At 43.4% G+C, this 23038-nt stretch carries 18 protein-coding genes and 1 pseudogene; 12 read left to right on the top strand and 7 right to left on the bottom strand.

Translation table 11 applies throughout. The features are described 5' to 3' along the window. Positions 1 to 267 (bottom strand): annotated as a pseudogene (locus WAK81_RS10910) (IS701 family transposase); the annotation flags it as partial. A 443-nt stretch (positions 268 to 710) separates the two neighbouring features. On the opposite strand from WAK81_RS10910, the gene WAK81_RS10905 reads away from it, so the two are divergent. Next, a complete protein-coding gene (locus WAK81_RS10905; protein ID WP_422196825.1) occupies positions 711 to 1778 on the top strand; it encodes a zinc-binding metallopeptidase family protein in 1068 nt (355 codons plus the stop codon). A gap of 190 nt (positions 1779 to 1968) precedes the next feature. Here the strand turns inward: WAK81_RS10905 and WAK81_RS10900 are convergent, their stop codons facing one another. Together WAK81_RS10900 and WAK81_RS10895 are read right to left on the bottom strand one after the other, a co-directional pair. Then, entirely contained in the window at positions 1969 to 3144 is a 1176-nt protein-coding gene (locus tag WAK81_RS10900; protein ID WP_422196826.1) for a thiolase family protein, read from the bottom strand. A gap of 78 nt (positions 3145 to 3222) precedes the next feature. Then, the gene (locus tag WAK81_RS10895) at positions 3223 to 5004 is read right to left on the bottom strand and encodes an acyl-CoA dehydrogenase C-terminal domain-containing protein (RefSeq protein WP_422196824.1); all 1782 of its coding nucleotides are present in this window, start codon (positions 5002 to 5004) and stop codon (positions 3223 to 3225) included. Between the two features lie 499 nt (positions 5005 to 5503). Between WAK81_RS10895 and WAK81_RS10890 the strand changes: the two genes are divergently transcribed. Beyond that, on the top strand, positions 5504 to 6109 hold the full coding sequence (locus tag WAK81_RS10890; RefSeq protein ID WP_004280405.1) for a TetR/AcrR family transcriptional regulator: 606 nt from the start codon (positions 5504 to 5506) through the stop codon (positions 6107 to 6109). A gap of 95 nt (positions 6110 to 6204) precedes the next feature. On the opposite strand, the gene WAK81_RS10885 is transcribed toward WAK81_RS10890, so the two are convergent. From WAK81_RS10885 to cysK, 4 genes are all read right to left on the bottom strand, one after another. After that, entirely contained in the window at positions 6205 to 6399 is a 195-nt protein-coding gene (locus tag WAK81_RS10885) for a heavy-metal-associated domain-containing protein (protein WP_004731127.1), read from the bottom strand. A gap of 78 nt (positions 6400 to 6477) precedes the next feature. After that, complete coding sequence (gene cueR, locus WAK81_RS10880; RefSeq protein WP_422196823.1) at positions 6478 to 6888, bottom strand: Cu(I)-responsive transcriptional regulator; 411 nt, start codon at positions 6886 to 6888, stop codon at positions 6478 to 6480. After that, positions 6885 to 9584: a heavy metal translocating P-type ATPase gene (locus tag WAK81_RS10875; RefSeq protein ID WP_422196822.1), complete on the bottom strand. Its 2700-nt coding sequence runs from the start codon at positions 9582 to 9584 to the stop codon at positions 6885 to 6887. Before WAK81_RS10875 ends, cueR begins: the two co-directional genes overlap by 4 nt. A gap of 195 nt (positions 9585 to 9779) precedes the next feature. After that, entirely contained in the window at positions 9780 to 10778 is a 999-nt protein-coding gene (cysK, locus tag WAK81_RS10870) for a cysteine synthase A (RefSeq protein WP_422196821.1), read from the bottom strand. Positions 10779 to 11059: 281 nt separating this feature from the next. Here cysK and WAK81_RS10865 point away from each other — a divergent pair, with 281 nt between their 5' ends. The 10 genes from WAK81_RS10865 to WAK81_RS10820 all read left to right on the top strand — a co-directional run bounded on the left by WAK81_RS10865 (position 11060) and on the right by WAK81_RS10820 (position 23021). Then, positions 11060 to 11377 (top strand): ArsR/SmtB family transcription factor, encoded by a 318-nt coding sequence (locus tag WAK81_RS10865; RefSeq protein WP_422196820.1) that lies wholly within the window; start codon positions 11060 to 11062, stop codon positions 11375 to 11377. Positions 11378 to 11604: 227 nt separating this feature from the next. Then, entirely contained in the window at positions 11605 to 13353 is a 1749-nt protein-coding gene (locus WAK81_RS10860; RefSeq protein ID WP_422196819.1) for a SulP family inorganic anion transporter, read from the top strand. 328 nt (positions 13354 to 13681) lie between these two features. Then, complete coding sequence (sstT, locus tag WAK81_RS10855; protein ID WP_422196818.1) at positions 13682 to 14878, top strand: serine/threonine transporter SstT; 1197 nt, start codon at positions 13682 to 13684, stop codon at positions 14876 to 14878. A gap of 42 nt (positions 14879 to 14920) precedes the next feature. Next, entirely contained in the window at positions 14921 to 15595 is a 675-nt protein-coding gene (locus WAK81_RS10850; RefSeq protein ID WP_422196817.1) for a YoaK family protein, read from the top strand. A 15-nt stretch (positions 15596 to 15610) separates the two neighbouring features. Then, positions 15611 to 16147, top strand: a complete 537-nt coding sequence (locus tag WAK81_RS10845; protein WP_086044775.1) for a DUF2058 domain-containing protein — start codon at positions 15611 to 15613, stop codon at positions 16145 to 16147. Between the two features lie 165 nt (positions 16148 to 16312). Next, positions 16313 to 17587 carry a mechanosensitive ion channel family protein gene (locus tag WAK81_RS10840; RefSeq protein ID WP_422196816.1) on the top strand — a complete coding sequence of 425 codons (1275 nt, stop codon included), beginning with the start codon at positions 16313 to 16315 and terminating at the stop codon, positions 17585 to 17587. A 230-nt stretch (positions 17588 to 17817) separates the two neighbouring features. Beyond that, a complete protein-coding gene (locus WAK81_RS10835) occupies positions 17818 to 19671 on the top strand; it encodes an ABC transporter ATP-binding protein (RefSeq protein ID WP_422196815.1) in 1854 nt (617 codons plus the stop codon). Positions 19672 to 20121: 450 nt separating this feature from the next. Further along, positions 20122 to 21150, top strand: a complete 1029-nt coding sequence (locus WAK81_RS10830) for an AraC family transcriptional regulator ligand-binding domain-containing protein (RefSeq protein WP_422196814.1) — start codon at positions 20122 to 20124, stop codon at positions 21148 to 21150. Between the two features lie 82 nt (positions 21151 to 21232). Continuing rightward, positions 21233 to 21607: a glycine cleavage system protein GcvH gene (gene gcvH, locus WAK81_RS10825; protein WP_422196813.1), complete on the top strand. Its 375-nt coding sequence runs from the start codon at positions 21233 to 21235 to the stop codon at positions 21605 to 21607. Positions 21608 to 21845: 238 nt separating this feature from the next. After that, positions 21846 to 23021, top strand: a complete 1176-nt coding sequence (locus WAK81_RS10820) for an MFS transporter (RefSeq protein ID WP_422196812.1) — start codon at positions 21846 to 21848, stop codon at positions 23019 to 23021. Positions 23022 to 23038 lie beyond the last annotated feature (17 nt).

Here is a 23038-nt window from a genome sequence, read left to right as displayed (position 1 = left end):
AATGATTTCGTTTTCATCAGTCCATTGTTTTTCAATGATAGTGTCATCAAAAATTAAAACCCCATCCTCTTCTGACTCGATAGACCTGAGTGTAGGTTTTACGAGTTTCCATAAATCTTTATCAGTAAAGGATTGGCTAGACAAAAAACGGGTAACCTGATCATGACTTACATGACCATCAAGCATTCTTGATAATTGGGTTGCTGTTGTCTGCTCAGTTGAACAAATCAGGTAGTCTGTATAGAGGTCTAATAAACCTTTATTCATGCTACGAATTATAAGACTTTTTCAATCGAGTGCGTAACATCAGTTATTTAAAACCCCTACTAACTGGATTGCACAAATCAAAAAATTATCGTTCTTAAGATGCTTAGTTCTTCTTAAATCTATTTCATCAGAGTTTCAAAATAGACTGGAACATTCGACAATGTTTCTTGAACAATCCCCCATACCTTCAAGGCGAGATTTAACTTTATTTTTAAAAAATAATTCATCTATTTAAAACCTTGTTTAACTATACTTTTCTGATTAAAACCAAGCTTCATTTAATATCAGGCAGCCTATATTTACAATTCATCCATATAGAATTTTCAATGAAATTTTTATGATGTTTCTTTGTCAGGAAGAAATTTAGGTAGGCATTCTGAACCTTTTTTGGTGTTCATCATCGATAAACATTTTAGGTCGTTCGCTTCCCTGCAGGGAGTTTAATGAAACATTTTGAATGTGCCGTCTGCAAGCAACAGCTGTTTTTTTACAAATCAGTTTGTGATCACTGTCTGTCACCGATCGGTTATATCGCTTCGGAAAAAGAGCTGTGCGCATTCGAAAAACAGAGCGCTGAACGATGGGTTCCAATCGCCAAGAACTACCAGCATGCCAGTTATAAACCCTGTCACAATTATGTAAATTATCAGGTATGTAACTGGATGATTCCTAGCGATGAAGATGAGGAATTTTGTGAATCCTGTCAGTTGACCCATGTCATTCCTGATCTGGAAAATTCTGAGAACCTGATTTACTGGTTTCGACTGGAAGAAGCCAAACGCCGTTTCCTGTATTTGGCACAGCGCATGAACATGATGCCACGTCCTAAAAAGTCTGAAGATGATCCATTTGGTCTGCGTTTTGATTTTCTACTGCCCCAAGAAGACAAGCCTGTTTTAATTGGTCATGCCAATGGTGTCATTACCCTAAATGCCATTGAAGCTGATGTGGTTTATCGTGAAACCACACGCGTAAATATGGGTGAAAACTACCGGACTTTATTGGGTCATTTTCGTCATGAAAGCGGTCATTATTATTTTGCGCTCATGCAACATATGCATCCGGAATTGCTAGATGAATTCCGTCATTATTTTGGCGATGAGCGGCAAGACTACGGCAAGGCACTTGAACGTCACTATAATGAAGGCGCGCCAATCAACTGGCAGGAAAAGTATATCAGTGCTTATGCTACTGCCCATCCCTGGGAAGACTGGGCAGAAACCTGGGCACATTATCTGCATATGATGGAAACACTGGAAACTGCTTATTATGGTGGTATGCGTGTTGAAGGAAATGGTAGCTATCTGGCCAGTATGGATTTTAAAGAATGCCCGATTGGTGGACAGGATTTTGAACATATCCTTGAAAACTGGGTCACCTTGACCTTTAATCTGAATGCCTTAAACCGTTGTATGGGTCTGGAAGATGCCTACCCGTTCAAGCTGAGCGAAGTGGTTAAAGACAAGTTACGATTTATTCACCGGCATGTGCTGGAAAAAGTTTTTAAATAATTTAAAAAGTAATTTTTATAGTAAAACTATAGATGGAATGGGATCAGCAAAGTCTGAAAATATGGATTTTATTGTGTATTTTAAAAATTAATATGATTTAAAGGATACCTGCTCCTGGCGAACCAAGAGCAGCAACTTTTGAATGAATCAGTATTGAGTTTTCTACCTGAATATACGATTTAGGATGGGCTTAAACCAGTTCCACAGCAATCGCCGTCGCTTCCCCACCGCCGATACATAAGGACGCAATCCCTTTCTTGCCGCCCGTACGTTTTAAAGCATGAATCAAGGTCACGATAATACGGGAACCAGAAGAACCCAATGGATGACCGAGCGCACAGGCACCGCCATTGACGTTCACTTTTGCTGGATCAAGTTTAAAGGCATCAATGGCCAACATGGTGACCATGGCAAAAGCTTCATTGATTTCCCAAAGGTCAACATCCTGAGCATCCCAACCGGTTTTTTTCAGAACTTTTTCAATCGCACTAACAGGCGCAATGGTAAATTCTGAAGGATGCTGCGAATGGCTGGCATAGGCCAGAATATTGGCTAGCGGTTTTAAATTACGCTGTGCAGCAATTTCACTAGAGGTGATCACCAGTGCCGAAGCACCATCTGAAATTGAACTGGCATTTGCCGCAGTAATGGTCCCGTCTTTTTTGAACGCTGGACGCAAAGTTGGAATTTTGTCAGCTTTGGCATTTAAAGGCTGTTCGTCCTGCTCTACTATCACATCACCTTTACGGCTGCTGACAGTGACTGGCACGATTTCATCTTTAAAAAACCCTTGCTGAACGGCAGTCACGGCTTTATTTAATGAGCTAATCGCATAGTCGTCCTGCTGCTCACGGCTATAGCCTTTTTTATCCGCCATTTCCTGAGCCAAAATCCCCATCGACAGACCTGTTTCCGCATCTTCCAGACCTTCCTGGAACATGTGATCAATGACTTTTCCATGCCCCATACGGAATCCGGCACGTGCCTTGTCCATCAAATATGGTGCGTTTGACATCGATTCCATACCGCCTGCAACCACAATATCTGCTGAACCGGCCTTGATCGCGTCTGCCGCCTGCATCACGGCTTTCATGCCTGAACCACAAATTTTATTGATGGTGGTCGCACCAGTTAAATCCGGTAAACCTGCCTGACGCATGGCCTGACGTGCTGGACCCTGTTTTAATCCTGCAGGAAGAACACAGCCCATGATCACTTCATCAATATCATTGGCCACCAACCCTGCACGTGCCACTACTTCCTTGATCACCACAGCACCCAAATCTGGCGCGGTACAGCTTGAAAGTGAACCTTGAAAACCGCCCATCGCGGTACGTACAGCTTCTACAATTACAATCATTCTAATTTCATCCTTTTTCATCATTGTTATTTAACACTGCACAGCCGAAGCTTTACAGTGTTGGTCCTTCGCAATCATTGCTGGTTAAGCCTGTGCGGTAAAATATGCTTCAGGCAATTGCATGACCAGTTCCGCACCGGCTTGAATACGTTGGATTCGTGCACTCAAATCCGGAAGTACTTTGGCCACATAGTAATTGGCCAGTACCAGTTTGTTCTGGAAGTAGCTGTCGTCTTTGGCTGCAGCGGCTTTGCTGATTCGCGCATACATATAGACAAAACTCAGTAGACCAACCGCATGTAAATAATCGACAGCAATCGAGTTGGCAAAATCAGGATTCAGTTTAGACTGCTCGACGATGAATCTGGTGATGTCTTCAAGTTGCTGACAGGTTTCTAAGGTGGCGGCTTTAATCGCTAATCCTTCATCTAGACTTTGAGCAAATTCACGGATTTCAGCAATATATTCCGCGATATAAGCACCATTACATTTGGTGGTTTTACGCCCAATCAGGTCAATCGCCTGTACGCCATTGGTGCCTTCATAAATCTGTGAAATACGCAAGTCACGGATACATTGTTCCATGCCCCATTCACGGATATAACCATGACCACCGAAACACATTTGTGCTTCCAGTGCAGAATCCAATGCCTTGTCGGTTAAGTAAGCTTTGGCGATTGGCGTTAACAGAGCCACACGGTCAGTCGCTTTACGCACCGCTTCAGGATCGGTTGAGTATTTGGTGATATCCAACTGTTGACCGACATACACCGCGAAAGCACGCGAGGCTTCATTGTTAGCACGTACATTGAGCAGCATACGGCGTACATCGCCATGCACCAGAATCGAATCGGCTGGTTTTTCTGGAGATTTTGCACCAGTTGATGCACGGCCCTGTAAACGGTCCGTCGCATATTGTGCCGCATTCTGGTAGGCAAATTCTGCTGCACCAATGCCCTGAATTCCCATAGATAAACGTTCGTAGTTCATCATCACGAACATGCCGGCCAGACCTTCATTTTCATTACCAACCATATAGCCCTTGGCACCATCAAAGTTCATGACACAGGTCGCCGAGCCTTTGATTCCCATTTTATGTTCGATCGAACCGGCAGATACTGCATTACGTTCACCGAGAGAAACATCGGCATTGACCAGGAATTTCGGCACAATAAATAATGAAATACCACGTGAACCTGCTGGTGCATTCGGTGTTTTCGCCAGTACCAGATGAATGATATTTTCACTCAGATCATGTTCACCGCTAGTAATAAAAATTTTGGTGCCGGTAATATTGTACGAACCATCTTCATTCGGTTCAGCTTTGGTCTTGATAATGCCAAGGTCTGTACCGGAATGTGGTTCAGTCAGACACATGGTGCCCGACCATTCACCCGTATAAAATTTTGGTAGATAGGTTTCTTTCTGTTCCTGTGAGGCGCGGTCATTGATCGCCATACCTGCACCCACAGTGAGTAGTGGATAAAGCATGAATGATGGGTTGGTGCTCCAGATCATTTCATCCGCCAGAACCGTGAGCATCTTCGGCATGTTTTGCCCGCCCCATTCTTCAGGAGCACCTAAGCCCACCCAGCCACCTTCGGCAAACTGTCTGAAAGCTTCTTTAAAGCCAGCCGGCGTGGTCACTTCACCGTTTTTAAACTGAGCACCACCTTCTTCATCAGCGGGACGATTCAGATCAAGAATGACATTTTTGGAAAATTTGGCCATTTCTTCCAGAATTGCATTTGCCGTCGCCATATCTAAATGTGCAAGATTTTCATTACCTTGCCAAAATTGTTCAGCATGGAATACATCATTTAAAATAAATTTCATGTCTTTTAGCGGCGCATTATAAATCGGCATTTTTAAATTCCTTAAAGGGTGATACTCAATCCTGTTGCCAAATATTTTCTAATTTTCGTTAGAATCAAGGCAGGCGATTTTAAAATCGTGATATCTAATTCTTACAGTATTAAATCTATATCTAGATTCATAAAGTTGCCTTAAAAATCACGTCTTCATGTTCAGTATAAGTGACTGAATCTGCCAGCTTAATATTGATCTACTTTCCGTACTAAACCCTGATGAATATAGGCTTAAAACAGTTAAAGGATTTAGCTTGATGCGCTGAAACAATAAAATAATTATACTGAAAATGGAATTTTATTTAGCAAAGTTGATCTCTAGGGTTCAGTTTTCTTGACAATATTTCTGGCTGCTCACCATAGCTATTTTTATTTGTCAGCAGTTGCTGCATAAATATACAAAATAAGACAAATATCACGACCTTAGTTTTATAGCTATCGCGTATAAAATTGCATATTCTTGAGAGGTTCTTTTTCGAAAAGTATGGACCAAGAAGATGACGACTGTAAGACAGCAGAACTTCCTTCTTCGTAAAGAGAAGATCCTCAGCATGGCGGAAAGCCTGCTACTGGATAATAATCAGGACATTACCCTGAGTGAGCTGGCCAGTGAACTGGACATCGCAAAAGGAACCATCTACAAACATTTTAAAAGCAAGAACCAGTTATATTTAGAACTGATTATTCTGAATGAAAAAAGAATTCTAGAAATATCAAAAAAGCATAATAACGATATTAAAAATTATGTTTCACAATATATGCTCTATCACATGCTCAATTCAAACCGAACCATCCTGTTGCACGTGATTGAAGAGCGTTTAACCAATAACGAAAAAAATCTGAAAGAGTTATTTCAGGAGCTTTATCGTATTCGTGAAGAACGGATTATCCGGATTAAAGACATCACCCATGATTATCTGGTGGCTTTAGAAAGTGCTATGTCGATTCGCGATTATTTGTCTTATATCTGGACAGTCACCTATGGCGCTTCGCTATTATTAAATTCGACCAATTACCAAAAAGCGATTGGGTCACGCGAACGTCTGATTAAGCTGTATATTAATCAAGCACTCATGACGCCAGATAAAATCTCATCGGTATAATTATTATAATAAAAAAATGCCTGATTCGATCAGGCATTTTTTTATTTGGCTGTATGATTTCATACGATCACTTTCGCGATCTAACTCGACAACCATCAGGCTGCCACAGGCGGGAAACCATCTTCAGTTAAAGCTGCAACAATCTCAGACTCACTGGCTGTCGATTCAACTTCAACCAGCTTAGTCGCCACATCAATATTCACAGTAGCATTTTCATCCAGATCTTTAATCGTAGCCGTGACACTGCGCGCGCAGCCACCACAGGTCATGTTTTCAATACGGAATTTCATGTTTAGCTCCATAGGTTCGGTTTAAAGTTTATGGGATTCAGCAGACTATATTTAACCTAAATTTAATTGAAGATCAGGTCAGTGCTGCTCAGGGACAGCACCCTGTTCAATCTGTTTTAAAATCTGGCAATCGGACTGTTCATTGCCGGCACATTGTTCTACGGATTGCTGTAATATCACCAGCATATGCTGCATATCGGCAATTTTCTGTTGTAAAAACTGGATATGTTTTTGCGCTAGCTGTTTGACCTCACTACTCTGGCGTGAGCTGTTCAACCACAGACCGAGTAATTCTTTCATCTGCTCTGAAGAAAATCCCAGTTCACGTGCATGCTGGATAAAACTTAAGGTTCTAATGTCCGCATCACTATAAATCCGATACCCTGTATCACTGCGTTTCGGAGCCGGCAACAAACCAATGTCTTCATAATAACGAATCATTTTCGCAGAGATGCCGGAACGTTTTGCGGCCTGACCAATATTCATCATACTGACTCCTTAAACTGCACCGGTTGATAGGCTTTTAATCTCAAGGCATTACTGACAACAAACACGGAGGATAGTGCCATCGCGCCTGCGGCAAACATTGGCGATAACAGAATGCCCCAAAACGGATACAGCACACCTGCGGCAATCGGAATTAAGGCAATATTATAAACAAAGGCCCAAAACAGATTCTGTTTGATATTACGCATGGTGGCCTGACTTAAGCCAATGCCTGTAGCCACATGCTGTAAATTGCCTGACATCAGCACGACATCGGCCGCTTCAATCGCGACATCAGTGCCGGTACCAATCGCCATACCGACATCGGCCTGTGCCAGTGCTGGCGCATCATTGATTCCATCCCCGACAAAAGTGAGCACGCCGTATTGCTGCTGGAGTTGTCTTACGGCATCAACTTTTTCATGCGGCAAAACTTCCGCAATTACCTGATCAATTTTCAGCTGTCTGGCAATCGCCTGCGCTGTATGCTGGTGATCCCCGGTAATCATCGCCACTTTGAGGCCTTGGTCATGCAAGGCCTGAATCGCGCTATAAGTAGTCGGTTTAATCGGGTCAGCGACAGCAATAATCGCAGCCAGCTTCTGATTAATCGCTACGTATAAAGGACTGCGGCCCTGATCACCGAGCTTTTGTGCAGTGGCTCTAAACAGATCGACATTTAAGCCCAAGTCCTGCATCAAACGTTCTGCACCAATATGCAGCTGCTGACCGGACACCTGTGCTTTCACCCCAGCACCAGTGATCGAATCAAAATCCGTCACTTCCAATAGTTCAAGCTCTTGCTCGCGGGCAGCCTGAACGATGGCATGGGCAATCGGATGTTCTGACTTGGCCTCCACCGAAGCCACCAGCTGTAATACGGTCTGCTGATTAAAATCTGCAGTAACTTCAAAGTTGGTCAGCAGCGGTTTTCCTTCAGTTAAGGTTCCGGTTTTGTCCAGCGCGACGACTTTGGTTTGTTGCAGTAACTGTAAAGCTTCACCCTTACGGAATAGCACGCCCAGTTCTGCTGCACGGCCAGTTCCGACCATAATTGAGGTAGGAGTCGCCAGTCCCATCGCACATGGACAGGCAATAATCAGCACCGCCACGGCGTTGACCAATGCGTAGGTCAGATTCGGCTCAGGCCCAAACAGGAACCAGACGATAAACGTCAAGGCCGCCAGTGCCATAACAGCCGGTACAAACCATAAGGTTACTTTATCGACCACTGCCTGAATCGGCAGTTTTGAGCCTTGTGCCTGTTCTACCATCTGAATAATCTGCGCCAGTACCGAATCTTGGCCGACGGCAGTGGCTTTGATTTGCAAGGTTCCGTTCTGGTTTACCGTACCGCCGACAACCTGATCACCAGCCTGTTTGGCCACAGGTAACGGTTCACCACTAATCATTGCCTCATCGATATAACTTTGCCCGCTAACAACTTCACCATCGACAGCAACTTTTTCACCCGGGCGAATTTCAATCAGCATGCCTTGTTGTACATCGGCAATTGCCAGATCAACCCAGTGATCATTCTGTTGTACCCGTGCCGTTTTCGGTTGCAAGCCGACCAGATACTGAATCGCTTCCGAGGTTTTACCTTTGGCTTTGGCTTCCAGATAACGCCCCAGTAAAATCAGCGCGACAATGACGGCGGCCGCTTCAAAATATACATGCACGGTGGACTGGGGTAACAACTGCGGAAAAAAGGTCGCAATACAGGAAAATCCGTAAGCTGCAATGGTTCCGACTGCGACCAGAGAATTCATATCTGGCGCCAGACGTAACAATGCCGGAATCCCATGCTGATAAAAACGCCGTCCCGGAATAATCAGCACCAAAGTGGTCAGCACAAACTGCAGATACCAGCTGTTCTGGGTTCCCAGTGTATGTGTAATCCAGTGATGAAAAGCTGGGATCAGATGTGAACCCATTTCCAGAATAAATACAGGCGCTGTCAGAATGACAGCAAGCCATAAATCTCGTTTCAGTTGTGCCGTTTCATTGGCTTTCTTTTCCTGAAAAGCACCATGACTATCTGCCGACATATCCGTACCGGATTTTACTGTGGCCTGATAACCGGCTTTCTCCACGGCAGTAATCAAGGCCGGAAGCTGGGCATGCGAGGCTTTCACCCAGGCAGTTTCGGTGGCCAGATTGACCTGTGCTTCGCTGACACCCTCTACTTTCAATAAGGCTTTTTCAACCCGTGCCACACATGAAGCGCAAGTCATACCTTCAATTGCCAGTTCAATCCGGTCAGTCTGAATATCAAAACCGGCTTTTTGCACTGCCTGAGTTAGTTTAGACAATGGCACAGAATTGATCGCACTCACATGCGCCTTTTCAGTGGCAAGATTCACTTGTGCATCCAGCACGCCTTCCACTTTTTTTAGGGCTTTTTCTACGCGAGCCACACAGGATGCACAGGTCATACCTTCAATGTTCAAATCAAACTGTTGCGTCGGTACATCAAAACCGGATTTTTCAATTGCTTGAACCAGCGCAGCGGCAGCAATCGGTTTCTGGCTTTTAATAAAAGCTTTTTCAGTCGACAGGTTGACAGATGCCTCGACCACGCCTTCAATTTTTTTCAAGGCTTTTTCCACCCGAGCTACACAGGAGGCACAGGTCATACCGCCAATCTGCACCTGCTGCTCATATAAGCGGTTGCTATCTTGTTCTGCCATACCCATTCCATGCCTCAACTCACTGTTGATGTTATAGCTTAAACATTCCCATCATGGTAAGGTCAAGTCCTTCATCTGACTATTTTAAAAATAATGCAGCGTCCTACTGCCAGCAAAGAGAACTAAATAAAAAAAGATAAAAAAGCCCGAAGATGACTTCGGGCTTGTATGGCAGTATTTAAAATATAAAATGCATCAATGTTATTCGGCAGAAATATCTTCAAACAAGACCGAAGACAGGTAACGTTCACCACCGTCTGGCAAAATCACCACAATATTTTTACCGGCATTTTCAGGGCGAGCCGCCAATTGGGCTGCTGCTGCCATGGCCGCACCACTTGAAATGCCGACCAGGATACCTTCCTGAGCCGCTGTTTTACGCGCCCACTCGACTGCATCTGCGCTATTAATGGCAATCACTTCATCAACGAGGTCTAAATCCAGATTGCCTGGAATGAAGTTGGCACCAATCCCCTGAATTTTGTGTGGTCCAGGTGTAATGTCTTCACCACGTTTGGCCTGACCAATAATTGCAGACTCAGCGGGTTCCACCGCCACTGAATATAAAGGCTTATTTTTTACCTTTTCAAAGTAGCGTGAAATACCGGTAATGGTTCCACCCGTTCCGACACCTGCGACCAGAATATCAACATTTCCCGCAGTCGCTTCCCAGATTTCTGGGCCCGTGGTTTCTTCATGAATGTTTGGGTTAGCCGGATTTACAAACTGTTGTGGCAGGAAATATTGTTCAGGGTTCTGATTCAGCAAACGTTCTGCTTCTTCAATCGCACCCTTCATGCCTTTGGCCGGATCAGTCAAAACCAGATTGGCACCCAATGCTTTCACCACCTTACGGCGTTCAATACTCATACTTGAAGGCATGGTTAAAGTAATGTCATAACCTTTGGCCGCGGCAACAAAAGCCAGGGCAATCCCAGTATTGCCACTAGTCGGCTCGACAATATGCATACCTGGTTTGAGTTTGCCAGATTTTTCAGCCTCATTAATCAATGCAGCACCTATACGACACTTGACTGAAAATGCTGGATTACGGCTTTCAATTTTCGCAAGTACAGTGGCCGGACCGGAAATCACACGATTAATACGAACAAGCGGTGTATTTCCAATCGCGTCTGCATTATTACTATAAACCGCTATACCTAAATTATTCGGTGTTGGAAAAGCTGAATCTGTACTCATGATGATATCCCTGATGTTATTGGTTCAAGTCGCTTAAACATCATACAAGCATTTTTTTGCTTTGTAGATGTTTGATGAAACTTGCACTTCATTGCACGAATGTGAACTAAAATACTTTCTACACTATGCAATAAATTTATCTTATCTATCAATATTTAAAATATAATTTTAATTGATAATTCAATTCATTAAAAACCATAAAACTTAACTGTTTTTAGCAAGGTATTACGGGCTAAGACTCGTATAATTAGCGGGCTGTAACTTTATAATGGACATATTGAATGAAACCCGATTTTGAAATCACGACTATGCGCGATTCAGCAGAACAGGTCGTCGGCATTTTAAAATCTCTGGCCAATACCGACCGTCTTCTCATTTTATGTCATCTGTCTCAAGCGGAACTGAATGTTTCAGAAATTGAGGAAATGACTGAGATTAAACAGCCGACACTTTCCCAGCAGCTCATGATGCTGCGTAAAAGCGATGTGGTAGATACTCGACGCGATGGCAAACAGATTTATTATTCAATTAAAGATCAAAATTTGATTGTGGTCTTAAATACCCTTTATCAATTGTATTGCGGCAATCCAGCTAAATAACGAATCTTTCTTTTTCAGTCATCAAGATGAGTTTCTTTAAACTCTTATTGATATTGTTCTATACCATTAATTCACGATCATAGAACTTTAAAATAGAGTTTTTGAAATGATACGTGACTGGCTCAGATGATTCATTTTAAACATGAATCATCAAGAAGCTGGATCAACTAAGACTTCTTAGCAGAATTTGTGCATAATATATCTATATTTGTGATTTAGACCTTTTTATGCCAAATTTCAAGTCTAAAATTCTGCATAGACTGCCTGCCTGGGCCTGGTTAAGCCACTATACGCCGGTCAAATTTAAATCCGATGTACTGGCTGCCCTGATTGTAGTGGCGATGCTGGTGCCTCAAGGGATGGCCTATGCCATGCTGGCAGGATTGCCGCCGATCATGGGCTTATATGCCAGCATCCTGCCGATGATCATTTATGCTCTGCTCGGTGGGAGTTCGACTTTATCGATTGGCCCGGTGGCGATCATTTCCATGATGACTTTTGCTACGCTCAATCCACTTTTTGAAGTCGGCTCACCGGTCTACATCGAAGCTGCGACTTTATTGGCAATCATGGTCGGGATTATTTCCCTGCTTTTGGGATTATTCCGTTTTGGTTTTCTGATCCAGTTGATCAGTCATCCAGTGATCCAAAGCTTTATTATTGCCTCTGCCTTATTGATTGCTTTTGGGCAGTTAAAGTTTTTGGTTGATCTTCCCTTAAAAGCCAATAACATTCCGGAGTTTGTCAGCAGTCTGCTGCAATATTTCCCGGTGCTGCACGTGCCGAGCCTAATTTTCGGCCTGCTCTCTATCGGTCTGCTGATCTATCTGCCCAAGTTATTAAAATCTCAGGCTGTACAAAGCCGGATCGGTTCTACAGATTTTTTAGTCCGTGCGGTGCCCCTGATTCTGGTGTGTCTCGGCATTACAGCAATTGTATTTCTGGATTTAAAGCTTCAGGGCATTAAAACGGTCGGTGCAATTCCTTCCGGTTTTCCACCTTTATCTTTTCCACATTGGAACTGGGAACTGGTGATGACCTTGTTACCGGGTGCCAGCATGATCGCCATGATCAGCTTTGTGGAGTCACTATCGATTGCTCAAGCCACGGCCTTACAGCAACGCAGTCATTTAAACAGTAATCAGGAACTGATTGCGCTCGGCCTGGCCAATATCAGTGCGGGCGTGAGTTCAGCTTTTCCTGTGACGGGCAGCCTGTCACGGACGGTGGTGAACGCCGATGCCGGTGCTAAATCACCCATGGCCGGTGTTTTATCCTCGATTCTGATTATTTTCGTGAGCTTGTTCTTTACCGGATTTTTTGAAGATCTGCCGCTGACCATTCTGGCCGCGACGATTATTGTTTCCATCTGGAAGTTGGTTAATTTCCAGCCATTTTTTGATGCTTGGCGTTATTCCAAGGCAGATGGCCTTGCCATGTGGATTACCTTTCTCGGCGTGGTCCTGATTGATATTTCCACCGGTTTGATCATTGGGATCGTGTCGACCTTTGTGCTGATGCTATGGAGAATCAGCCGTCCGCATATTGCGGTTGTCGGTCTGGTCGAAGGAACCCAGCATTTTCGAAATATTCAGCGGCATCAGGTCAGTACCTCCAATCGGGTGCTGTCACTGCGGATTGATGAGAATCTAACGTTTCTGAATGCCAATAGCTTCAAAGGTTATCTGATCAATGAGATCAGCCTGAATGACAAGTTACAACATGTGATTATCAACTGTTCGAGCATCAGTGCGATTGATCTGAGTGCCTTGGAAATGCTGGAAGATTTAAATGCTGAACTGGCCAAACTGGATATTCGCCTGCATTTTGCCGAAGTCAAAGGTCCGGTCATGGACAAGCTGCAAGCTTCTAAATTGATGACGCATCTAAGCGGGCGCATTTATCTGACGCATTTTCAGGCGATTCAAGACCTGGCGCCAGAGATCTTTGAGCAGCATAAAGATTATACGATTTAGAACAGCAGATACTTGAACTTATGGCCGGAGATTTAAACCGGTCATAAGTTCCAACTTTTTTAAATTTTCAAATATAATTTGAATTTATCTATTTAACTTTGATATTTATTTCATGAATATAATTTTAAAAGCGCTGATTTATTCATCATTTTAAGAAGTTTTTCTTCAATATAAGCGCTGTTTTAAACCAATTAATTTTAGAATAAATAAATAATATCAATATCTTGGGTTTTATATAAAAATATATTTTAAGCCTTGTTTAAATTAAGTATAAAATAGCGCAACTTTTTCCCAAATTTAGCCCTCGTAATTTTCACAAGGCAACCTTATGTTTTCTGCCCTTATGCGCATGAGCTTAGTCTCTCGAATCATCATCGCCATTATTTTAGGTGTGGGTGTGGCTGTGGTATTTCCCGAAGCTACTCCCTCATTAAGCCTATTGGGCGACCTGTTTATTAAAGCCTTGAAGTCTGTTGCACCGATTCTGGTTTTCATTTTAGTTTTAGCTTCTATCGCGAATTTTAAGGTGGGCCAATCCAACGCCGCCATCAAACCGATTATGATGATGTATGCGGTCGGTATGTTCCTGGCAGCACTCAGTGCCGTTGTGGCCAGCATTATCTTTCCAAGTACGCTCTTACTGGATATTGCGGCACAAGCTGACTTGCAGCCACCCGGTAGTCTGGTCGAAATTCTGAAAAACCTAGTGCTTAGTTTTGTCGCCAACCCTGTAGTTGCGATTGCTGAAGCGAACTTTATTGGTATTTTGGCCTGGGCAGTGGCTTTGGGTATTGCCTTACGTCATGCATCCGATACCACCAAAACTGTCCTGAATGATGCCGCTTTTGCCATTAACCATGTGATTCGTCTGGTGATCAGCTTTGCACCGATTGGTATTTTCGGTCTGGTGGCAGTAACTTTTGCCGAATCAGGTCTGGAAACCTTAACTAGTTATGTACATGTACTGACAGTATTACTTGGCACCATGGTTTTTGTTGCATTGGTGATCAATCCACTTTTAGTCGGTATGGTGACACGTAGTAATCCATATCCTCTGGTGTTCACTTGTTTGCGTGAAAGTGGGATCACTGCCTTCTTTACCCGCAGTTCGGCAGCCAATATTCCAGTCAATCTGGATCTGGCAAAACGTCTGGGTGTAAAAGAATCCACCTCTAGTATCGCGATTCCACTGGGTGCAACGATCAATATGGCTGGTGCTTCTGTGACCATTACCGTATTATCACTGGCAGCCGTGAATACCTTGGGTATTAATGTCGACTTTACCACCATGCTCATTCTTTCTGTGGTGGCAACCGTCTCGGCATGTGGCGCTTCAGGTGTTGCAGGCGGTTCATTGTTACTGATTCCAGTTGCATGTGGCCTGTTTGGGATTTCTTCGGATATTGCCATGCAAGTCGTTGCGATTGGTATGGTGATCAGCGTATTGCAGGATTCTACTGAAACTGCGCTAAACTCATCAACCGATGTTTTATTTACTACAGCAGTAGACCGCGCATCAAATTGATTTTATATTGATTAATCAATACGTTTAGCCAATGATGTTGTTATGCCATTACAGCGTTTACCTACCTGGGTACAATTAGGGGCGTTTTTTCTTGCGGTCAATGCCGGCATGATTAACGTCCTGGGTCTGGTGACGGTACTGCACCAGTCTGTTTCACATATGACCGGTAATGTCAGTATGCTGGCCATGGCCCTGCTGAACTGGCAACCAGAACAGATGTTTTATCTCTTTCTGATCACACTCTGCTATGTCATTGGCTCATCCTATAGCGGGCTGATTCTTGGAAATAGTCACTTTCGCTTGGGGCAACTTTATGGTTATCCTTTAAGCCTGGTGGCTATTTTTATTTTGATCTGCTGGTTATTATTGCCCTATTTCCCGCGCTATGCCTTGTTATGGGCCTGTGTTGCCATGGGTGTGCAAAATGCCATGGTCAGCCACTATAAAGGCGCCATTATTCGCACCACGCATTTATCTGGCGTACTGACCGACCTCGGCTTGGCGATGGGCTACCGTTTGCGCGGTTTAGAGGTAGAATCACGACGCGTGGTTTTGCATCTGCTTATTTTGCTCGGTTTTTTAAGCGGCGGTATTCTTGCCAGCTGGCTATATCCTTATTTAAAATTAAATGCATTCCTGATCCCGGCAGTGCTGAGTCTGGTTCTCAGTCTCACGTATTGGGTGATTTATTTACGTTATCGACATCAACACGACTAATATCTGGACATTCTCATGGTTAAAAATGCATTGCAGGCACAATTGTTAAAGGCAGGATTGGTCGACAATAAAAAAGCCAAAAAACTGTCTAAACAGGCTGTGCATGAAAAACGCACTGGTGACAGCACTGAGGCTGAAATCAAGGCCAAGATTGAACAAGACAAACAGCAAAAAATGGCCAAAGATCAGGCGATTGAGCAAGAGAAAAAAGCAGCTTTGCAGGAAAAAGAGCTGAAAGCCGCGATCATGCAAATGATTAATCAGCACAAAATCCGTGATACTGACGGTGATGCGGTGTATCAGTTTATTGATGACAGCAAAATCAAAAAGGTCTATTTGAACCAGCAAATCTATAATGCGCTGGTGGCAGGTAGTCTGGTCATTGCACGTGAAAATGACAGCTATGCTTTCTTGCCTAAAGCTCTGGCAGATCGTATCAATGCGAAAATGCAGGGCTTTATCATTGTGAATAATTCAGAGAAAAATGAAGAAACTACCGATGAAGAAGATCCATATGCAGCTTATGTCATTCCTGATGATTTGATGTGGTAACAGTGCCTATTCAGTAGCAGCAATATCGAAGATCAGAAACCGGCGAATTCGCCGGTTTTTTATTTGTAGGCACTTTTATTGAATGATTTGCACCAATAGATATGTTTTAAAAAGTTATCCAATATTAAAAAATCTGATCCAAGACTATAAACTTGATCTAAATTTTTGATTGAAGAGAAAGATCGTTTGGAACAGTTTAATTTTATTCGGAATATTCAAGAATGGGCAAATCAGTACCCATGGCTGGAAATGCTATCTTCACTGAGTATTGTGATTTTACTGGCGATTCTTGCCAATTTATTTGCCAAGCAAATTGTGGTACGCGGAATACGTCAACTGATTTCCAGAATGCCTTTTGCGAATAATCAGATTTTTGCTGAGCATAGCGTGATTCGCCGGATTGCCAATATTGTTCCGGCAGTCGTGATAATGAACGGGATTACCACAGTACCGCATTTATCTGACAAGGTTGAATCCTTTGTGCAAATGGGTGCACAAGCATTTATCTTCCTGACGATTGCCCTGGCTCTTGGTGAATTACTGAATATTTTTAATCTGGTCTATCAGCGTAATCCTAAGTCACGTAATAAACCGATTAAAGGCTATTTGCAGCTGGTCAAGCTGATTATCTTTATTGTCTGTGGCCTGATGATTCTCGGCACTTTCCTGAAAAAGGATGTTTTTACCTTGCTGGCTGGCTTCGGTGCCATGGCAGCGGTGTTGATGCTGGTCTTTCAAAATACCATTTTGTCGCTGGTGGCTTCGGTGCAGATTTCATCCTATGACATGGTACGGATTGGCGACTGGATCGAAATGCCCTCGCTGAATGCGGACGGCGATGTCATTGATATGTCATTACATACCATTACGGTACAGAACTTTGATAAAACAGTGACCACGATTCCCACCAACAAACTGGTGACGGATACCTTTAAAAACTGGCGTGGCATGCAGGAAGCCGGTGCGCGCCGGATCAAGCGCTCGATTCATATTGATCAAAGCAGCGTGCATTTTATGTCGGCTGAAGAACAGAACAAGCTGAAAAATTTTATTTTGCTGGATCAGTACCTGAATAGCAAATCAGAAGAGCTGGAACAATTTAACCTGCAATTGAGTCATCATTCGCAATACAATCAGCGCCGTCTCACCAATCTGGGAACTTTCCGTGCCTATGTAGAGTTTTATCTGCAACAACATTCCGGTATTAGTAAAAATCATTCCCTAATGGTGCGCCAATTGCAGCCAACCAGTGAAGGTCTGCCGCTAGAGATTTATGCCTTTACCAATACTACCGCCTGGGTCGAGTATGAAAATATCCAGTCTGATATCATGGATCATCTGCTGGCGATTATTCCGGAATTTGGTTTAAAGGTGTATCAAGCGCCTTCAGGTCTTGATTTAAAGGAAGCATTTACTCAACCGTCTTCTATTATTACTTAAACATAAGTCATCCAATCTCAAGCCTGAGGTGCTGCTGCATTTCAGGCTTTTTTATTTCCTCATCTGTTTAAATCCTGACAGGCATAAATCTAGCTTTAGTTTAATTTTTATAATCTAAGTTTTAATTGAGTGAATCATTTTGTGGCAATTTCACCCAATTACGGGCTTAAAAAAACAGAATCCTTTATAATTCCCGAAAAGCAAAATGCATGATAGATAAGAGTACGATAATGTTTCGATGGCTTGAAAGACTGGTTGACCCCTATCCCACCAAAAATCTGAATCAACCTTTACCGACCAAGTTTTTTCCATTTGTCTGGCAGGCCGCCTATGGAGTCCGCCGTTATTTGCTGATTCTGGTGCTGTGTACTGCCGGTGCTGCCAGCTTCGAAGCTTTTCTGTATTCAAAAATTGGTGAGCTGGTGAACTGGCTCAGTAAAAGCCAGCCCGATACTTTCTTGGACCAACATGCCAGCAATCTAACCTTGTTGATTATTGTTCTTCTGGCCAATATTTTTTTCGCCAACGCGCAATCCCTAATCAAACATCAGATTCTGTATAGCAACTTCCCGATGCGTTTACGCTGGCGCTTTCATAATCTGCTGATGAAACAGAGCCTGGATTTTTTCCACAATGATTTTGCCGGACGATTATCGGCCAAAGTCATGCAAACCGCTCTGGCAGTACGCGAATTCTGGGTCATTCTGGGTGACATGCTGGCTTATGTGCTGATTTATTTCATCACCATCAATATTGTTTTAGGTGCAATTTCACCCTTGCTGATCATTCCATTGATGGTCTGGCTAGCCTTGTTTATCTGTGCAGCGTGTTACTTCATCCCGCGTTTGAGCAAAATTTCTAATGCTCAGGCCGATGCCCGTGCTGTCATGACCGGGCGTATCACAGATGCCTATACCAATATCCAGACTGTCAAGCTGTTTGCCCATGCTGGTCGTGAAAGCCAGTATGCCAAGACTTCGATGCAGGAATTTATGGTAACAGTGTATAAACAGATGCGTCTGGGTGCTCAATACGAGATCAGCATCTTGCTCTTAAGTGTGGTGTTATACGGCGGCGTACTGGGTACCGCGATCTGGCTCTGGATGGAAGGTCAGGCCGAGCTAGGCATTATTGCAGCAACTACGGCAATGGTACTGAAACTGAACAGTATTGCCGAATTTATGATGTGGCAGACCTCTGCCCTGTTTGAAAATGTCGGTACCATTCAGGATGGTATGAAAACTTTAGGCCGCAAAATTGCCATTGAAGATAAACCGGGTGCCAAAGAGCTACAGCTCAATCACGGTGAAATTAAATTCGAAAATGTCAGCTTTGCCTATAATGATAAAAACGTGATTGATCAGTTTAATCTGACCATTCGCCCAGGCGAAAAGATTGGTATTGTCGGCCGTTCAGGTGCCGGGAAATCTACCCTGATTCAACTGTTGCTGCACTTTTATCATATCAACCAGGGTCGTATCTTGATTGACGGTCAGGATATTGATGATGTAACTCAGGACAGTTTGCGCAAGAACATTGCTTTGGTGACACAAGATACTTCACTACTGCATCGCACTGTCGCGGAAAATATTAAATATGGTCGTCCGGATGCGACTGATGAAGAAATGTTTGAAGCTGTGCGTAAAGCCAAAGCGGAAGAATTTATTCCAAATCTGACTGATTTGCGTGGCAAAAAAGGCTATGAAGCCTATGTCGGTGAACGTGGCGTGAAACTTTCCGGCGGACAGCGTCAGCGGATTGCAATTGCCCGGGTGTTCCTGAAAGATGCTCCAATTCTAATTCTGGATGAAGCGACCAGTGCGCTGGATTCTGAAGTCGAAGCCGCCATTCAAAACAGTCTGGACGACTTGATGCAAGGTAAAACTGTGATTGCAATTGCGCATCGCCTGTCGACCATTGCCCAGATGGATCGTCTGATTGTGCTGGATCAGGGTCGAATCGCCGAGCAAGGCACGCATGATGAACTGGTGGCATTAAATGGTATCTATGCCCAGCTTTGGCAGCGTCAAACTGGCGGCATGCTGATTCAGCAACAGGTCAAAACATCGAAAGATCATGAATAATATGATCTCTAGAAGATTTCAAAACTTCTGATGATCTGCTCGTCCTTAATATTGAACAGGTCTGGAAAAAGGAAAACTTTGCCCAGACCTTTCTTTTTAAAATCTTCTATACAGATGAACCTTAAGTTGCCATCTATCTGGTATTTTAATGAAATGACATAACTCTCTAGTTCTGAAAGCACTCTAATGAAGTCCTGTTCAATGCTCAACCAATCTTCTTGTCCTGAGCCAGCCAATGCAGAGATGTGACGGGTTCAATAAAATAATTTTGATTTCATCAATAAAATTATGTGGTTTAAATTGATTTTAATGCTGAATTCAGGCTAATCTGCCAGTGGGAGAGTCACAATCGCCAAAATTTTGTCCAACAATTTTAATGAAAAATTTGGCGGCTTAATGCCAATATCTATTTATAAATAAAAAAATTTGAATGAGTGCAACGGATCGCGCATGAAAACAATTGCTCCACGCCAAGACCAAGGAATTCCAGGTGTTTATGGTCTCCTGCTTCTCGATGTCATTTCCCGCTGGGGTTATAACAATGAGTCGCTTTTCCAACCTTTTGGCCTGACCAGTGAACAGTTGGCAGATCCTGATTTTCGTATTCCAACCCCTGTCGCCAACGAACTGGTCAAATATGCCCTGAAACTGACCGGCGAGCCGACCTTGGGCTATCATCTCGGCACACAGATGCGGATTTCCATTCATGGCTTTATCGGCTATGCGATTATGACGGCGAATAATATTACCGATGCGCTGGTACTGGCGAACCGATTTATTCAGCTACGTTTACCCTTCCTGCAACTATTTTTCTCAACCTTTGGTGCCAAAGCAACGGTACAGTTACAAACCGATATTCAGCTGGAGCCCCTGCGTACTGAAATTTCAATTGCCTTGATGATCGGCCTGATCAGTATGGCCAAAGCGATTACAGGCGTTACTGATGCGACAGGAGAAATTGACTTCGATTTTAAAAATCCCGAAGGATTTGAACGCTTTATGGCGAAGTTCCCAACCCATCAGTTCCGCTTTGAACAGCCGCATTTAATTCTGAGTTTTGATAAAAGCTACCTGATGAACAAGCTGGTACATGCCGATCCAATTGCCAGCCAGATTGCGATTAACCAGTGTGAAACGGAACTTTCTGCCTTGGGTGAACGGCACCGGATTGCCATGCGTGTCCGAGATATCCTGACCCATGCCGAGCAACATTATCTCAGTATTGAAAGTGTGGCGGATCGCTTGCACATGTCTGACCGCACCTTAAAACGTCAACTCGCTGCCGAAGGCACCTCCTTTTCTACTCTGGTCGATGAAGTGCGTTACCGGCATGCCACCTCATTATTGTCCCGGACAGATTTTACTCTGGAACAGATTGCCGATGAACTGGGTTATAGTGATGTCGCCAATTTTAGCCGGGCGTTTAAACGCTGGAGTGGTCGCAGCCCGAGCAACTGGCGCAAAGATCCTTATTTATAAGGGAGCATAAGCCTTTTGTTTTGCTTAAAAAGAATGTATAAAACATGTCAAAAATGATCTTAAGATTTTTAAGGAGTTATCAATGAATCATCCTGCAGAATTAAAGTACGCAAGTACACATGAATGGGTGCGCATTGAGGGTGATCTTGTTGTGACCGGTATTTCCGACCATGCACAGGATGCGTTAGGTGATTTGGTTTATGTAGAAGCACCAGATCTTGATTCACATATCACTGCGGGCGAACAAGCCGGTGTGGTTGAATCAGTTAAAACTGCTTCTGATATTCATGCGCCGGTGTCTGGCGTAGTGGTTGAAATCAATCCTGATCTTGAAGATGATCCAGATTTCATTAATGACGACCCATATGGCAAAGGCTGGATCTATAAAATCAAGCCAGACAATATGGAAGATGTTGAAAAGCTTCTTTCAAATACAGAATATGAAGCTGGCCTCTAAGCCGGTTTAAATTTAGAAAATCAGCCTCCGGGCTGATTTTTTATTGCAGACCAGTTGTTGTATTTTCCAGTTCAAATTAAATTTCATGCATTTATCACAAAATATTATTGTATTTTTCACTTATTTTTCTTAAAGTTTTGATCATATTCGCTTCGCTCCTGAATAGGGCGCGCTTATTTATAACAATAATTTCCCATGCTGAGCCCAGCGTCTCACAGCATATCATTTTAGGAAAATCATGAACGCCATTGCAGCGCCACTATGGACCAAGTCATTTGTACTTTGTCTGGCGAACAACCTGTTTTTATTTATTTTCTATTTTGCGCAAACCACAATTTTGCCAATATACATCTTAAAAGAATTAGGCGGCAACCTGACTCAGGCAGGTCTGGCCATGACCTTGTTTATGGTCTCTGCCATTGCAGTGCGTCCTTTTAGCGGTTTAATTATCGAAAAATTTGGGGTACGTAGAACCCTAATTATTTCAGAAGTGTTCTTTAGCCTATTTTCACTTACTTATCTGCTGGCAGATCAGCTCACGATTCTGTTTATCATCCGTTTGTTACATGGCATCTGGTTCAGTATCTTGACCACAGTTTGCGTGCCTGTCGCGAACCAGTTTATTCCGGAGCAGCGTAAAGGCGAAGGCATGGGCTATTTTGTCATGTCGGTAAATCTGGGGATTGTCTTGGGTCCTTTCATTGGTCTGAGCCTGATTGAATACTGGTCTTATTTTCAGGTCAGTACGCTATTGATCGCCTTAGTTTTTATCGGATTTGCCTTCTGTTTTATGATTCCAGTGAAAGAGCCTGAAAAAATCATCGAAAATACCCACAAGAAAACCTCGCTTGGCCTGACAGATTTTATGGAAAAGAAAGTGCTGCCTGTCGCGGTATTAGCCATGCTGATTTCTTTTTCTTATGCCAGCATTATGTCCTTTATCGCACCCTTCGCAGCCAGCAAGGATTTAATGGCCTATGCGGGTTTATTCTTTGTGGTTTTTGCGATTTCCATGATGAGCCTGCGTCCAATCACCGGAAAAATTTATGATCGTAAAGGTCCACAATATGTGATTTATCCGGCGCTGCTGGCTTTTAGTTTGGGTTTATTTTTACTGAGCCAGATTCAGACCCTATGGGGATTTATGCTGGCTGCAGTTATGGTTGGCGTGGGTTTTGGCAGTGTACAACCGTGTATTCAAACCTTGGCGATTCAACGTGCACCCAAGCATCGAATTGGCTATGCAACCTCAACTTTTTATACGTTCTATGATTTGGGTATTGCCATTGGTTCACTGCTGATTGGTGCCATCATTGCAGCTTATAGTTATCAGTTTGCTTTTATGCTGTGTGGTATTTTAACCCTGAGCAGCATTATTTATTTTAAGCTGATGGTACAACGTAAAACCGTCTAGTTTTCATTGATTGAATT

This window comes from Acinetobacter sp. (assembly GCF_049284435.1).
Taxonomy (GTDB): domain Bacteria; phylum Pseudomonadota; class Gammaproteobacteria; order Pseudomonadales; family Moraxellaceae; genus Acinetobacter.
The sequence above is the reverse complement of the archived record's forward strand: the minus strand, read 5'-3'. Positions and strand labels throughout refer to the sequence as shown.

Bases quoted from the DNA above. Each gene is read 5' to 3' on its own strand.
- WAK81_RS10890 (WP_004280405.1), top strand. From the start codon at position 5,504: ATGACGACTGTAAGACAGCAGAACTTCCTTCTTCGTAAAGAGAAGATC.
- WAK81_RS10845 (WP_086044775.1), top strand. From the start codon at position 15,611: ATGGTTAAAAATGCATTGCAGGCACAATTGTTAAAGGCAGGATTGGTC.
- WAK81_RS10830 (WP_422196814.1), top strand. From the start codon at position 20,122: ATGAAAACAATTGCTCCACGCCAAGACCAAGGAATTCCAGGTGTTTAT.
- cueR (WP_422196823.1), bottom strand. From the start codon at position 6,888: ATGATGAATATTGGTCAGGCCGCAAAACGTTCCGGCATCTCTGCGAAA.
- WAK81_RS10865 (WP_422196820.1), top strand. From the start codon at position 11,060: ATGAAACCCGATTTTGAAATCACGACTATGCGCGATTCAGCAGAACAG.
- WAK81_RS10835 (WP_422196815.1), top strand. From the start codon at position 17,818: ATGTTTCGATGGCTTGAAAGACTGGTTGACCCCTATCCCACCAAAAAT.
- WAK81_RS10850 (WP_422196817.1), top strand. From the start codon at position 14,921: ATGCCATTACAGCGTTTACCTACCTGGGTACAATTAGGGGCGTTTTTT.
- WAK81_RS10820 (WP_422196812.1), top strand. From the start codon at position 21,846: ATGAACGCCATTGCAGCGCCACTATGGACCAAGTCATTTGTACTTTGT.
- WAK81_RS10895 (WP_422196824.1), bottom strand. From the start codon at position 5,004: ATGCCGATTTATAATGCGCCGCTAAAAGACATGAAATTTATTTTAAAT.
- cysK (WP_422196821.1), bottom strand. From the start codon at position 10,778: ATGAGTACAGATTCAGCTTTTCCAACACCGAATAATTTAGGTATAGCG.
- gcvH (WP_422196813.1), top strand. From the start codon at position 21,233: ATGAATCATCCTGCAGAATTAAAGTACGCAAGTACACATGAATGGGTG.
- WAK81_RS10860 (WP_422196819.1), top strand. From the start codon at position 11,605: ATGCCAAATTTCAAGTCTAAAATTCTGCATAGACTGCCTGCCTGGGCC.
- WAK81_RS10875 (WP_422196822.1), bottom strand. From the start codon at position 9,584: ATGGGTATGGCAGAACAAGATAGCAACCGCTTATATGAGCAGCAGGTG.
- WAK81_RS10905 (WP_422196825.1), top strand. From the start codon at position 711: ATGAAACATTTTGAATGTGCCGTCTGCAAGCAACAGCTGTTTTTTTAC.
- sstT (WP_422196818.1), top strand. From the start codon at position 13,682: ATGTTTTCTGCCCTTATGCGCATGAGCTTAGTCTCTCGAATCATCATC.
- WAK81_RS10885 (WP_004731127.1), bottom strand. From the start codon at position 6,399: ATGAAATTCCGTATTGAAAACATGACCTGTGGTGGCTGCGCGCGCAGT.